The following is a 13,335-nucleotide window of genomic DNA, read 5'->3' as shown; positions in this document are numbered from 1 at the left end:
GAGCCCCGTCATGAACCTGCATCAGTTCGCCGAAACCCACGAAGTCACCAACCAGCCACCGTCTCTGGACGGCACCAACCTGTTTCGCATCGACCTGCCGTTGCAGGAGTGGTCGCGATGCTTTGGCGCCGGTTGGGCCGAATCACGGATCGACGCGTATGGCGCGTTGGCCGGTGGGCCGCTGATGGAAGCCGGGTTCCTGGCCAATCAGAACAAACCGGTGTTCGTCAGCCATGACCGTTATGGTCATCGCATCGATCTGGTGGAATTTCACCCGGCCTATCACGAACTGATGCGCACGGCGGTCGAGCACGGTTTGACCTCGTTGCCTTGGGCGCATCCGCAATCCGGCGCCCACGTTGCGCGCGCCTCCATGAGTTACCTGCACAGCCAGGCCGAGGCCGGCAGCGGTTGCCCGCTGACCATGACTTTCGCCAGCGTCCCGGCGATGCGCCTGCAACCGAGTCTGGCCGAGCAGTGGCTACCGAAAATCCTCGCCACCGAATACGACCCGCGTAACGTCGGCATGGCCCACAAGGCCGGCGTCACCATCGGCATGGCCATGACCGAGAAACAGGGCGGCACCGACGTGCGGGCCAACACCACCAAGGCTTATCCGGTGGGCGCCAGCGGTCCGGGCCAGGCCTATGAACTGGTGGGGCACAAGTGGTTCTGTTCGGCGCCAATGTGCGATGCGTTCCTGACCTTGGCCCAGACCGACAAGGGCCTGACCTGTTTCCTGCTGCCACGCCATCGCCCAGACGACACGCGCAATCAGTTCTACATCCAGCGCCTGAAAAACAAACTCGGCAATTGCTCCAACGCGTCCAGCGAAGTCGAGTTCCGTGGCGCCCTGGCGTGGATGATCGGCGAGGAAGGCCGGGGCGTGCCGACCATCATCGAAATGGTCGCCATGACCCGCTTCGATTGCATGGTCGGTTCCAGCGCCCTGATGCGCCAGGCTCTGACCCAGGCCAGCCATCACTGCGCCCACCGCACGGTCGGCGGCAAGCTGCTCAGCGAACAACCGCTGATGCAAAACGTGCTGGCCGACCTGGCCCTGGAAAGCGAAGCCGCTTTGGCGCTCAGCTTGCGCATGGGCAAGGCGCTGGATCATCTGGATGACAGCCATGAAGCCAAATTCGCCCGGCTGGTAACGGCGGTGGGCAAATACTGGATCTGCAAACGTGCCCCCGGAATGATCAACGAAGCCGCCGAATGCATGGGCGGTGCCGGGTATGTCGAAGAAAGCATCCTGCCGCGTTTGTACCGGGAGGCGCCGGTGAACTCGACGTGGGAAGGTTCCGGCAACGTGCAATGCCTCGACGTGCTGCGGGCCTTGTCGAAAGAGCCAGGCGTGCTGGATGTGCTGTTCAGCGAGTTGGGCGATGGCCACGGCGACAAACGCCTGGCCGCGCACATCAGCCAATTGCAGGCGGCGTTCAAGGACACCAGCGACATTCAATACCGCGCCCGGCAGCTGACTGAAGACATTGCGCTGGGCTTGCAGGCCAGGTTGTTGCTGGAGGCGGGGAATGCGGCGGTCAGTGACGGGTTTATCGCCAGTCGGCTGGGTCAGGCGGGAAGGGTGTATGGCGCGTTGCCGCGTGGGCTGGACGTGGAAGCAATCGTGGCGCGCTCGACCCCGCAAGGCTTTTGATAATCCAATCAAAGGCACACCGATACCCTGTGGTTGGAGAGGGTGGGTCGCCATCCTCACGCCACTGTTCCCGTGAAGCGACGATGCAGGCAAGATGAAGGTCTGCATGTCAGAACACAGGAAGCTGATCGTGACCGAAGCGTTTATTGTTGTTCAAACCGCCGAACAAGCCGTCGACCGGCTCGCCGCCCTGCATGAGCAGGCCACCTCTGCGCTGAATCAGGCGCTCAAGCGTTACCTCAAGGATCGTATCGAACCGGACGCCGAACAGCGGGCGATGTTTCGTTATCCCGAGCTGCGCCTGACCTACCTCTGCCAGGGCGAAGTGCCACAAACCACCCGCGCCTACGCCAAGGTTCAGTTGCCGGGGACCTACAGCGTCACCGTCACCCACCCGGCGGCGTTCCGTAAATACCTGCTGGAACAACTGGTGCCGCTGATGCACGACTTCACCGTCACGGTGGAAGTCGGCGTCAGCCAGCAGAACATTCCGTATCCGTACGTAGTCGAGCAAGGCGATGAACTGGCCGGTTCCGGCGTCACCGCAGCCACGCTCGCGCGGGTGTTCCCGAGTACCGACCTGTCCGCCGCCACCGACGGCATCGCCGATGGCCTGTACGACTGGGAAAACACCGATCCGCTGCCGTTGGCGCTGTTCGATGCGGCGCGGGTGGATTTCTCCCTGCGCCGGCTGGTGCATTACACCGGCAGCGACTGGCGGCATGTGCAGCCGTGGATCCTGCTGACCAACTACCATCGTTACGTTGACCAATTCATCGTGCATGGCCTGGAGCAATTGCGCAGCGATCCGCGTTTCGTGCGCATGGTCTTGCCCGGCAATGTGATCATTGAAAAAAGCATGGACCATGGCGAAGCTTCCGCAATTGCGGCGGGCGTGGTTTGGCACCGCTACCAGATGCCGGCCTATCACCTGATCGCCAGCGATGGCCACGGCGTGACGTTGGTGAACATCGGCGTCGGCCCGTCCAACGCCAAGAACATCACCGACCACCTGGCCGTGCTGCGTCCACATTGCTGGCTGATGATCGGCCACTGTGGCGGCCTGCGTCAGTCTCAGACCATTGGCGACTACGTGCTGGCTCACGCCTACATGCGTCGCGACGGGATTCTCGACCGGGTGGTGCCGCCGAACATCCCGATCCCGGCCCTGGCCGAAGTGCAGATGGCCTTGCAGCAAGCGGCGGCCAACATCACCGGCGAGAAGGGCGATGAGCTGAAGAAACGCCTGCGCACCGGCACCGTGCTGACTTACGACGACCGGAACTGGGAATTGCGCTGGGCGCAGGAACGACCGCTGATCAACCTGTCCCGCGCCGTGGCCGTGGACATGGAAAGCGGCACCATCGCCGCCCAGGGTTATCGCCTGCGGGTGCCGTATGGCACGTTGCTCTGCGTCTCGGACAAACCGCTGCACAGCGAAATCAAGCTGCCGGGTTCGGCCAACGCTTTCTATGAACGCGCGGTCAGCCAGCACTTGAAGATCGGCATCGAGGCGGTGGATCTGTTGCGCACCGAACTCAACTCGTTGCACTCGCGCAAACTGCGCAGCTTCGACGAGCCGCCGTTCCGATAACAGTTGTCATGGTCATTTAGCGGTTGGGGCAGGGCGTGCCATCGATTATTTCCACTGCTGTGGCAATAATCGATGGCACGCCCTAGCATTAGCAGCCCTGACCGTTAGATGTTCCTTTCCCCATGTCGCGTCCTCCACGTCCCGTTTCCCGCCGCCCTGGCGCGAATACCTCGTCATCCGCCCCGCGCCGTGTCGCCAAAGCGCCACCGGCCGAGCCGAAACTGATTCTGTTCAACAAACCGTTCGATGTGCTGACGCAATTCAGCGACGCAGAAGGGCGGGCGACGCTCAAGGATTACATCGAGATTCCCGGCATTTACCCGGCAGGACGACTGGACCGCGACAGCGAAGGTTTGCTGCTGCTGACCAACGACGGCCAGCTTCAAGCGCGAATCGCCGACCCGAAACACAAACTGGCCAAGACCTATTGGGTGCAAGTGGAAGGCGAGCCGAACGCCGAGCAGTTGCAACGCCTGCGCGATGGCGTCGAGCTGAACGACGGCATGACCTTGCCCGCCGAAGCGCGGCAGTTGGAAGAGCCGGAGCTGTGGCCGCGCAATCCGCCGGTGCGCTTTCGCAAAAGCGTGCCGACCTGTTGGCTGGAATTGGTGATTCGTGAAGGGCGCAACCGTCAGGTGCGGCGCATGACCGCGGCGGTCGGCTTGCCGACGTTGCGTCTGGTGCGGGTCAGGATTGGCGACTGGACGATCGAAGGGCTCGATCAGGGCCAGTGGAAGGAAGTACCGGCGCGGTTATGAGCTGGTTTCGATGTAGGCGATGACCACGCTTTTAATGATGAACGCGAAGATCCCCAGGCCCAGCACGAAGAACAGAATCATGGTGCCGAACTTGCCAGCCTTGGATTTCTTCGCCAGGTCCCAGACGATGAAACCCATGAAAATAATCAGGATGCTGACCAAGCCAGTCATCATCCACTCTTCGAATACTGCAGGATCCATCGAACATCTCCAGCGCGGGCGAGGCTAAAAGGGCGGGGGCGAGTATACGGCACGGCGAGTGAGGCGGGCATTGACCTGCGGCAGTGTGTCGCGGTTATTCGTCGCCCCGGACACTGATCGTTCCCACGCTCTGCGTTCCGCTCTTGAATCGTGACGCAGAGCGTCACTGGCTGCATTCCCACGCAGAGCGTGGGAACGATCTGCAACTCGATCAACTGCGCAGATGCGTCAACGGTAATTCGGTGCTGTTCAACACCTGATTCAACACAAAACTCGACCGCACGCTGGTCACCCCTTCAATTCGGGTCAGATGCCCCAGCAGCAGTTTCTGGTAGTGATCCATGTCCGGCACCACCACCTTGAGCTGATAGTCCGCATCCATCCCCGTCACCAGGCTGCATTCCAGTACCTGCGGCAAGGTACGGATCGCTGCTTCGAAATTCTCGAAACGTTCAGGCGTGTGGCGGTCCATGCCGATCAGCACGTAGGCCGTGAGGCTCAGGCCAAGCATCTTGCGGTCCAACAGGGCCACCTGGCGGGAGATGTAGCCGTCGTCTTCCAGCTGTTTGACGCGGCGCGAGCACGGCGAAGGCGACAGGCCGATGCGTTCGGCCAGTTCCTGGTTGGAGATGCGCGCGTCACGCTGCAATTCCGCCAAAATGCTCAGGTCGTAACGGTCGAGTTTGCTCATCAATCAGTCCTTTGTCGTAACTATTGCGGCGGATTATCTATCCAGGGTTAAAAATTGCGCAAGTGATGTTTATTTGAGCAATCTTAGCAATCCTCTGCCAGCGCCCCAGGCCTATTCTTATTAACAGAATCACTGCTCGGACAAACAGTCCACAGCGACTCGCCCAATCAGGCCAGTCGCGGCCGCCACCCCCACCGGGGATGTGCCGGCCTCCGAGCTACACACTGTCCAGAAGACGGCGTGAGGTGAGCCGACGTCATAAGCGTCGAGCACGGACGAAGTTCTCAAAGGGAGGCCGACGGGTCTCCCTTTTTTATTGCTCAATAAATAAGTTGCGTGACTGATAACCTGTTGCAGAACCGGCCTGTGCTTTCCCAGTCTCATGTACAAGCCCTAACCCGCAGTGAGGAAGAGCATGAAGTCGCGCATCTGGCGTTTGGCCGGTGTTGGTTTGCTGTGTGTAAGTGTCAGCGCGCAATCGCTCGCCGATGATCAGGAAAGCCGCAGCCCCCATGGCGGGCAGCGCGGGCCGGAGCATCAGGGTAATAATCAGGGGCATGGCGGCGACAATCAGAACCAGCCCCGGCCGCAAAACAACCCGCAGCAAAATCAGCCGCGTCCGCAGAACAACGAGATCATTCGCGGCGACAACAGTCGTCAGTTCGAGCACAACGGCCAGAACCGCAACGACGGCCAATGGCAGAACCGTCAGCCGCACGACGCCAACACCCAGGTTCGTCCGGCGCCACCGCCGCCGCAACTCCCGGCCAATAGCCTGCCGATCCAGGGTCGGCCCGACACCGTGCGCCAGACCCAGCAGCCGCGCTACGGCAACTATCAGGACATCCCGCGCCGCAACGATAACAACCAGCACTGGCAGAACGGCAATCAGGGCCCGCGTCCCGATGACCATCGCTGGGAAGGTCGCCCGAACGGGCACGGCAACGGATGGGGCCCAGGCCCGCAGTATCGTCCCGGTCAGATGGTCGATCGCTTCCCGGACCGCAACTTCCGTGTGCCGTACCGTGGCCAGGACTACTTCTACTCCGGCGGCTACTGGTATCGCCCACAAGGTCCGCGTTACGTAGTGGTTCAGCCGCCACGCGGGATTCGTGTGCATTACATGCCCGACTACGCCCGTGAAGTATGGATCGGCGGCGCGCTGCTGTTCCTCGCCGCCGGTTCCTACTATGCCTACGAAGAAAGCACTCAGGATTACGTAGTGGTCGAGCCGCCGACAGGCGCGCCGCAACCGCAACCGACCAGCAACGGCATTGACGTCACCGCGTATCCGGCCAACGGCCAATCCCCGGAGCAAGTCGCCCAGGACGGTTACGAGTGCTCGCAATACGCGGTGCAGCAAAGCGGCTTCAATCCGCAAACCGCGACGTACCAGCCTGATCCGTCAGTCGTGCAAGCCTACCGCCAGGCCCAGGGCAACTGCCTGAGCAGTCGCGGTTATCAAGTGGAATAAAAGCAGCTGCAGGTTTCAAGCTTTAAGCGGCAAGCTTGGAGCTTGGAGCTTGGAGCTTGCAGCTTGCAGCTTGCAGCTTGCAGCTTGCAGCTTGCAGCTTGCAGCTTGCAGCTTGCAGCTTGCAGCTTGCAGCTTGCAGCTTAAAGCTTACCGCTTGCAGCTGCTCTTATCGGGTCAGCGTGCACCAGCACTTCGGCTCGCGGGTAGGCGGCGTGGATGGCGTCGGCGGCTTGATCGCTGATGCCGTGCGCGACTGACAACGTCAGCTCCCCCGGCAATTCCAGGTGCAACTGCACAAACCAGTGGTTTCCGGAAATCCGCGTGCGCAAATCATGCGCCCCCAGCACTCCAGGTACGGCGCACGCCAGCTCCAGCATGTGCTGGCTGACATCCGGCGGCAGTTCTTCATCCATCAGCACCGCAAAACTTTCCCGGGCGATATGCACCGCGCTCCAGAGGATATACACCGCAATCCCCAGGCCGAACCACGCGTCCAGTTGATGCCAGCCGAACCCGGCCAGTACCAGCGCCACCAGGATGCTGCCATTGAGCATCAGGTCAGAACGGTAATGCAGCGAGTCGGCGCGCACGGCGTTGGAGCCGGTGGCCTTGATCACCCGATGCTGCAACATCAGCAACGCCACGGTCAGTGCGAGGGAGAAAATAATCACCCCGATGCTGATCCACGGCGCGCCCACCGGTTCCGGATGCTTGAGTCGCTCAATCGCCTGCAACGAAATCAATACCGCACTGCCACCAATAAACAACGCCTGGGCCATGCCCGACAGCGATTCAGCCTTGCCGTGGCCGTAGCGATGATCGTCATCCGCCGGGCGCAAGGCGTAATGCACCGCCAGCAGGTTGAGCAGCGAGGTGATGCCGTCGAGGGCCGAGTCGGTCAACCCGGCGAGCATGCTCACCGAACCGCTCAGCCACCAGGCAATGGCTTTGGCAATGATCAGCGTGCAAGCCACCGCCACGGAGGCGCGGGTCGCCAACCGCAGCAGGCGAGCGTGTTCGAGACTGGTGCTCATGGGTGAAGCGCTTCCTTATGCGGCAGGTTGCAGGCCGAACATGGCCAGTTGCTGGGTGCTGCCCTTGTGCTGGATCAGGCGTGGGTCGTCGAGCGGGAAGCTGCGGCCCAGTTCGGTTTCCAGAATAGTTTGCAACTTGCGGTTATCGACCTGACCGTCCGGGCCGATCGCTTCCTTGAGTTTTTCCGGCGCTACCTGGGCGGTCTTGCCCGGTTCGAAGTAAATCGCGCCAGTGGCGAAGTCCACGGCGAAGGCGATCAAGCCAGGGATGACGTAGAACAACAGGCCCACGGCATCGAGCACCGCGATGGCCGGGTCGATCTTGCCGTCGATCTGGCCGCGACGGTCCGGGTAGAAAATCGATCCGCAGGCAGTCACTTGGGTCAGCAGGGTGGCGACCAGAACACCGCCAATCAGGCGAAAGGGGATACGCATATGAAATCTCCTGGGTCATTTGAAAACGAATGGGCGTCTGTATGAATTAGGACTGTGATTAACGCCAAGCAGTTCGCCGTTATACTCGCCGCTCTGTTTGGGAGCCAGCATGATTTCTTTGCCGATTGATGAAGTTTTACCCGCCCTGCGTGAAGCCTTGGCGACACGCCACGAAGCCGTGCTCGAAGCACCGCCCGGCGCCGGTAAGACCACGCGCGTGCCATTGGCCTTGCTCAACGAGGCGTGGCTGGCGGGGCAGACCATTCTGATGCTCGAACCACGGCGACTGGCGGCGCGGGCGGCGGCGGAGCGTTTGGCTAGCGAGCTGGGTGAAAAGGTGGGTGAAACCGTTGGCTATCGCATTCGTCTCGACAGCAAAGTCGGCCCCAATACCCGCATCGAAGTAGTGACGGAAGGCATTCTTACCCGGCGCTTGCAGGATGATCCGGCGCTGGATGGCGTGGGGCTGCTGATCTTTGACGAGTTCCATGAGCGTAGCTTGGATGCGGATCTGGCGCTGGCCCTGAGCCTCAATGGCCGCGAGCTGTTTCGCGAAGACCAGCCACTGAAAATCCTCTTGATGTCGGCCACCCTGGAAGGCGAACGTCTGGCCGGCTTGCTCGATGACGCGCCGATCCTGAGCAGCGAAGGGCGCATGTACCCGGTGGCGATGCGCTGGGGCCGGCCGTTCCAGCCTGGCGAATTTATCGAACCACGGCTGGTGCAAACCATCCTCGAAGCCTTGAACGATGAAACCGGCAGCGTGCTGGTGTTCCTGCCGGGGCAGGCGGAGATCCGGCGGGTGCATCAGCAACTGGCCGATGCCTTGGGCAATAGCACACAGGTGCTGCTTTGCCCGTTGCACGGTGAACTCGACCTGGCCGCGCAACGCGCCGCGATTGACCCGGCACCGGCAGGTTTTCGCAAAGTGGTGCTGGCCACCAACATCGCCGAGACCAGCCTGACCATCGACGGCGTGCGCGTGGTGATCGATGCCGGGTTGGCGCGGGTGCCGCGTTTCGATCCCGGCAGCGGCATGACCCGCCTCGATACTCAGCGCATCTCCCGCGCCAGCGCCACGCAGCGTGCAGGTCGGGCCGGGCGTCTGGAACCGGGCGTGTGTTATCGCCTGTGGTCGCAGGATCAGCATGAACAACTGGCGGCGTACGCCAGTGCGGAAATTCTTTCGGCGGACCTCGCCGGGTTGGCGTTGCAGCTCGGTCGCTGGGGCGTGACACCGGGTCAATTGGTCTGGCTCGACGTGCCGCCCGCTGCGGCTTATGCACAGGCTCAGGATTTGCTCGACCGCCTCGGCGCATTGGACGGCGAAGCGTTGACCCGTCACGGTCAAGCCATGGCTCAATTGCCGGCGCATCCTCGGATCGCGCATTTGCTGCTGCGCGGTCAGGCGCTCGGTCTGGCGGACATGGCGTGCGATGTCGCCGCACTGCTGGGTGAGCGCGATATTTTGCGTGGCGCTGGCGCCGACCTGCACAGCCGATTGGTGCTGTTGTCCGGTGAAGAGCGCGCCGCGCGCGGGGCTCAGGGCGGGGTACAACGAGCCCGGCAACTGGCGCGGCAGTATCGCGGCTACTTGCGCGGTAAAGCCTCGGAGCCAGTCAGCGATCCCGATCATCCACGCTGGCTCGGCGCATTGCTGGCGCTGGCCTACCCGGACCGGGTTGCGCAACAGCGACGGGCCGGTGGCGCGGAATATCGGCTGGCCAATGGCCGGGCGGCGCTGTTCGCCGAGGCCGACAGCTTGATGAAGCAGCCCTGGCTGGTAATCGCCGACCTCGGCAGTCGTCAGGGCCAGCGTGAAGAGCGGATTTATCTGGCGGCGGATTTCGATCCGGCGCTGTTCGACTCAGTGCTGGCCGAGCAAGTGCGCTGCGTCGATCAACTGGATTGGGATGAGCGCGAAGGCGTGCTGCGGGCCGAGCGCCAGCGCAAGGTCGGTGAATTGATCCTCAGCCGCGAACCCTTGACCGGCCTCGACGAAAGCGCGCGCAGTCAGGCGCTGGTCAATCTGGTGCGGCGCAAAGGTCTGGAGTTGTTGCCCTGGACTCCGGAGCTGCGTCAGTGGCAGGCGCGGGTGGCGTTGTTGCGCCAGTTGGATCTCGCAGGCAAGGGCGAGAGCGAATGGCCGGATGTCAGTGACGCCGCGCTGCTGAAAAATCTTGAACACTGGTTGATGCCGTACCTGGGCAAAGTCTCGCGGCTCAGTCATTTCGCCAATCTGGACCTGTCGAGCATCGTGCATAACCTGCTGCCGTGGCCATTGCCCCAGCGGCTGGACGAACTGGCGCCGCATCATTTGAGCGTGCCGTCCGGGTCATCGATTCGTCTGGACTACAGCGAGCAGCCGCCGATTCTGGCGGTGCGTTTGCAGGAACTGTTCGGCCTGGCCGAGACCCCGCGCATCGCCGGTGGGCGGCAGGTGGTCAAGCTGCACCTGTTGTCCCCGGCGCGGCGGCCGGTGCAGGTGACCCAGGACCTGGCGAACTTCTGGCGCAGCACCTATGCCGAGGTGAAGAAGGATTTGAAGGGGCGGTATCCGAAACATTACTGGCCGGATGATCCGTTGGTGGCCGAGGCGACGGCGCGGATCAAGCCGCGTAAGTCATGATGATTTTTTAAGGGTGAGGTTTCTTGTGGCGAGGGGGCAAGCCCCCGCGCCACCATTGATCTACGGTGCTGCCGGCAACAAAAACCGCGCAATCACCGGCAAATGATCGGAAATCCGCAGCGTATCGTCCTGCCTTACCGTCGCCTCGACCCGTTTGATCCGCGGGCTGTAAAACAGGTAATCAACCGTGCGGTCCGGGCCATTCAAGCCGGGATCGTTCGGGTAATGGGTCAACCACTGCGCCCGGTCGACACCGCTGGCTTCGTTGTTGGTGGGGATCATCGGGTATTTGTCCCACAGCACATGCAGGGCGCTGTCGGCGGAGTAGGCCGTGCGTTGCTCGGTGGGCAGGCGTCGGTACTGGCCCAGGGGCAAGAGATTGAAATCCCCGCCAATCAGCCACGGCGTGCCACGGCTTTCGTACTTGTCGAGGACCTTGGCCACTGCCGTCACCTGCGCTTGCAGGGTGTCGTCGGGCTGGATAACGCGGTCCAGGTGAGTGTTGAGCACCGCGATCTGCCCGCCATCGCTCAATGGCAGATAGGTCACCAGCAAGGCATTTTTTGGCTTGAACTGACGGCTGATGAAATTGGCGGGCGCCACCGGTAATTGCAGCCGCTCGGCATGTTCGATCTGGTAGCGACTCAAAGTTGCCAGTTGCCGGCCGACGCTGCCGAAGATGTGCGGCTCGGGAACGAAGTCGGCTTTCCAGTCGAAGGTGTGGGCGCTGCATGGGAACAGGTCGGCGACCCGTTCCTGCAACAGTTTGAACTGGTCCTGATAGTCGCTGGCCTTGGCGCCGTAATCGAGCTCTTGCAGCAACACGATGTCCGGTTGCTCGTCACGAATCACCCGCGCCACTTCATCGAGGCTGAACGCCATGTCTTCGGGAGTGGGTTTTTCGTCATCGCCCTGGGCCAGGTCGTTCCAGAACACATAGCGTTTGCCCGCCAGGTACTGGACGTTCCAGGTCATCACCTTCAAGGCTTGGCCGGGCACCAGGGTCGGCGCCTTGGCGTTGCAGCTGACCGGCAACACTTCCTTGGCTTCGGGGCGCCAGGTCACGCTGTAGATCAACAGGCCGGCCAGACCGACGATCAGCAGCAGGCCCAGCAGGGTGTAGCGCAGTAGACGGGTCATTGGCTCGGCTTATAGCGTTACAAAGATGACCCCGAGCATACCCGAGAGCGGCGCCCGCGCCCAAGGGCAGAGCGGTCAGACCGTTCCGTCGTTTTTGTCAGGCGCTTCGCCGATCAGCATGAACAGGCGGAACAGGACCACGCTGGTGAACAGTTGCAGGAAGCTGTGGGCGCTGTCGATCAGCAAGCCGAGCACCGGGTTCTGTGGCTCCGGGTAGACCTCCAGGCTGGCACCCTTGAGCAGCCATAAAGGCGCCATCACCGCCAGGATGCAGACGAGGATGCGCAGGAAATGGCCGCGAGTCAGGCGCAGGCTTTCCTTCATCGCCGCCAATGGCGTCAGGCCGCGCAGCACCAGCAGGTACTCGGCGAAGGCCAGCGTCACCATCAGCCAGATGCCCGGCAGGTAATACAGCGCCAGGCCCGTCAGGATCAGCAACGTGTTAAGCACGGTGAGCAGGGCGAAGCGCGGCCACAACGTGGCAGAGGCGGCCAGCAAGTCGCGGATGCGCGGGGATTCGCCACGGCTGCGGGCGTCGAGAAACAGAATCAATGCGCCGGTGTACAGCGGATACACCAGCAAACCGACAATCATGCTGTAACCAGGAAACCCGTCCGGGCCGGCGGTGTTGTCGACGATTTGTTGCAGGAACGCCTCGAGAATCACCAGCGGAAGGCACAGTTGCACGATCTGGCTCAGATTGCGCTTGGAGAAATACAGGGAGTCACGCAGCACTTCGAACGGATTCATCAGTTGGTATCGCAGGTTAAAAGCCGTCCCACACTTTAACCGATGAAACCCTGAGGGGCGCAAACGTAAACGTTAGGTAAAGGCCATTGAAACATCCTGTTGCAGCCCCATTACTGTCAGGCACCTTATCCACAGTGGATGAGGGTGACGATATTCCCGGCAATCTACGAGGTCGCCATGAACAGCGAAGAACAAACCCTGATCGATGGACTGTTTTCCCGGCTGCAACAGGCCGAAACGGACTCAGCCCCGCGCGACGCCCAGGCCGAGACGCGGATCAAGGAGCACCTGACTCGCCAGCCCGCCGCGGGCTATTTCATGACCCAGGCGATTCTGGTGCAAGAGGCTGCGATCAAAAGCCTCGATGAACAGAACAAGCAACAGGCCCAGCAGATCCAGCAATTGCAGGCCGAACTGCAACAGGCCAAGGCAGCCGCGCCGGCCCCGGGCGGCGGTGGTTTCCTGTCGAGTATCTTCGGCGGCGGTTCCCGCGATCCGCAGCCTGCGCCGACGCAAAGCGCGCCGCCATCGACCGGCGGTTGGCGTGAACCGGCACGGCCGTCGTTCAACTCACAACCGCCCCAGCAAAACTTCGGTGCCCCGCAACAGAACTACGCGCCGCAACAACAGGCGCCGGTGGGTAGTGGCTTCCTCGGCGGCGCGCTGAAAACCGCGGCCGGCGTGGCCGGTGGCGTGATGCTGGCGCAAGGCATCAGCAGCCTGTTCCACAGTAATCAGCAGCCGCAGGAAATCGTCGAAGTCATCAAGGAAGAGCCGGCCCAGGTCAACGACCACAGCGGCAATGACTGGAACAACGACCAGAACGTGGCCGGTAACGATTCCAGCGACCAGGGCAATTTCACTGACGCCGACTACAGCGATGACAGCTCGTCATTCTTCGGCGGCGATGACGACGACTCCTTCATCTGACCCACCACTCGTCCGGGGCGCGCAAACGCCCCGGGCCGA

General features: G+C 61.9%; 12 protein-coding genes. 6 read left to right on the top strand and 6 right to left on the bottom strand.

From position 1 onward, the window contains the following. The first annotated feature begins 10 nt into the window (after positions 1-10). From ACY4LX_RS29500 to ACY4LX_RS29490, 3 genes are all read left to right on the top strand, one after another. Entirely contained in the window at positions 11-1,660 is a 1,650-nt protein-coding gene (locus tag ACY4LX_RS29500) for an acyl-CoA dehydrogenase family protein (RefSeq protein ID WP_463258553.1), read from the top strand. Between the two features lie 94 nt (positions 1,661-1,754). Beyond that, positions 1,755-3,254 carry an AMP nucleosidase gene (gene amn, locus ACY4LX_RS29495; RefSeq protein WP_178129222.1) on the top strand — a complete coding sequence of 500 codons (1,500 nt, stop codon included), beginning with the start codon at positions 1,755-1,757 and terminating at the stop codon, positions 3,252-3,254. Positions 3,255-3,376: 122 nt separating this feature from the next. Next, entirely contained in the window at positions 3,377-4,012 is a 636-nt protein-coding gene (locus tag ACY4LX_RS29490) for a pseudouridine synthase (protein WP_463258552.1), read from the top strand. Here the strand turns inward: ACY4LX_RS29490 and ACY4LX_RS29485 are convergent. Next, positions 4,007-4,213, bottom strand: coding sequence for a DUF2788 domain-containing protein (locus tag ACY4LX_RS29485; RefSeq protein ID WP_133837610.1), 207 nt, complete (start codon positions 4,211-4,213; stop codon positions 4,007-4,009). The two genes, ACY4LX_RS29490 and ACY4LX_RS29485, sit on opposite strands and share 6 nt — an antisense overlap. A 211-nt stretch (positions 4,214-4,424) precedes the next feature. Next, entirely contained in the window at positions 4,425-4,904 is a 480-nt protein-coding gene (locus ACY4LX_RS29480; protein ID WP_007937367.1) for an Lrp/AsnC family transcriptional regulator, read from the bottom strand. A 415-nt stretch (positions 4,905-5,319) separates the two neighbouring features. Between ACY4LX_RS29480 and ACY4LX_RS29475 the strand changes: the two genes are divergently transcribed. Continuing rightward, entirely contained in the window at positions 5,320-6,378 is a 1,059-nt protein-coding gene (locus ACY4LX_RS29475; RefSeq protein ID WP_149660864.1) for a DUF6515 family protein, read from the top strand. A 140-nt stretch (positions 6,379-6,518) separates the two neighbouring features. Here ACY4LX_RS29475 and ACY4LX_RS29470 read toward each other — a convergent pair whose 3' ends face one another. Further along, the gene (locus ACY4LX_RS29470) at positions 6,519-7,412 is read right to left on the bottom strand and encodes a cation diffusion facilitator family transporter (protein WP_463258551.1); all 894 of its coding nucleotides are present in this window, start codon (positions 7,410-7,412) and stop codon (positions 6,519-6,521) included. Positions 7,413-7,427: 15 nt separating this feature from the next. Next, the gene (locus tag ACY4LX_RS29465) at positions 7,428-7,847 is read right to left on the bottom strand and encodes a polyribonucleotide nucleotidyltransferase (RefSeq protein WP_092277683.1); all 420 of its coding nucleotides are present in this window, start codon (positions 7,845-7,847) and stop codon (positions 7,428-7,430) included. 109 nt (positions 7,848-7,956) lie between these two features. Here ACY4LX_RS29465 and hrpB point away from each other — a divergent pair, with 109 nt between their 5' ends. Beyond that, positions 7,957-10,476, top strand: a complete 2,520-nt coding sequence (gene hrpB / locus ACY4LX_RS29460; RefSeq protein WP_463258550.1) for an ATP-dependent helicase HrpB — start codon at positions 7,957-7,959, stop codon at positions 10,474-10,476. Positions 10,477-10,536: 60 nt separating this feature from the next. Here the strand turns inward: hrpB and ACY4LX_RS29455 are convergent, their stop codons facing one another. Further along, positions 10,537-11,616: an endonuclease/exonuclease/phosphatase family protein gene (locus ACY4LX_RS29455; protein WP_463258549.1), complete on the bottom strand. Its 1,080-nt coding sequence runs from the start codon at positions 11,614-11,616 to the stop codon at positions 10,537-10,539. 75 nt (positions 11,617-11,691) lie between these two features. Beyond that, positions 11,692-12,366 (bottom strand): YciC family protein, encoded by a 675-nt coding sequence (locus ACY4LX_RS29450; protein ID WP_463258548.1) that lies wholly within the window; start codon positions 12,364-12,366, stop codon positions 11,692-11,694. 177 nt (positions 12,367-12,543) lie between these two features. On the opposite strand from ACY4LX_RS29450, the gene ACY4LX_RS29445 reads away from it, so the two are divergent. Further along, the gene (locus ACY4LX_RS29445) at positions 12,544-13,296 is read left to right on the top strand and encodes a DUF2076 domain-containing protein (protein ID WP_463258547.1); all 753 of its coding nucleotides are present in this window, start codon (positions 12,544-12,546) and stop codon (positions 13,294-13,296) included. The last annotated feature ends 39 nt before the right edge of the window (positions 13,297-13,335 follow it).

The organism is Pseudomonas sp. Emmai (genome assembly GCF_055179735.1).
This window is presented reverse-complemented; position numbering and strand designations above follow the sequence as displayed.

Coding starts and splice junctions, on each gene's coding strand:
- ACY4LX_RS29475 (WP_149660864.1), top strand. CDS start 5,320: ATGAAGTCGCGCATCTGGCGTTTGGCCGGTGTTGGTTTGCTGTGTGTA.
- ACY4LX_RS29500 (WP_463258553.1), top strand. CDS start 11: ATGAACCTGCATCAGTTCGCCGAAACCCACGAAGTCACCAACCAGCCA.
- ACY4LX_RS29485 (WP_133837610.1), bottom strand. CDS start 4,213: ATGGATCCTGCAGTATTCGAAGAGTGGATGATGACTGGCTTGGTCAGC.
- ACY4LX_RS29490 (WP_463258552.1), top strand. CDS start 3,377: ATGTCGCGTCCTCCACGTCCCGTTTCCCGCCGCCCTGGCGCGAATACC.
- ACY4LX_RS29470 (WP_463258551.1), bottom strand. CDS start 7,412: ATGAGCACCAGTCTCGAACACGCTCGCCTGCTGCGGTTGGCGACCCGC.
- ACY4LX_RS29465 (WP_092277683.1), bottom strand. CDS start 7,847: ATGCGTATCCCCTTTCGCCTGATTGGCGGTGTTCTGGTCGCCACCCTG.
- ACY4LX_RS29450 (WP_463258548.1), bottom strand. CDS start 12,366: ATGAATCCGTTCGAAGTGCTGCGTGACTCCCTGTATTTCTCCAAGCGC.
- hrpB (WP_463258550.1), top strand. CDS start 7,957: ATGATTTCTTTGCCGATTGATGAAGTTTTACCCGCCCTGCGTGAAGCC.
- amn (WP_178129222.1), top strand. CDS start 1,755: ATGAAGGTCTGCATGTCAGAACACAGGAAGCTGATCGTGACCGAAGCG.
- ACY4LX_RS29455 (WP_463258549.1), bottom strand. CDS start 11,616: ATGACCCGTCTACTGCGCTACACCCTGCTGGGCCTGCTGCTGATCGTC.
- ACY4LX_RS29445 (WP_463258547.1), top strand. CDS start 12,544: ATGAACAGCGAAGAACAAACCCTGATCGATGGACTGTTTTCCCGGCTG.
- ACY4LX_RS29480 (WP_007937367.1), bottom strand. CDS start 4,904: ATGAGCAAACTCGACCGTTACGACCTGAGCATTTTGGCGGAATTGCAG.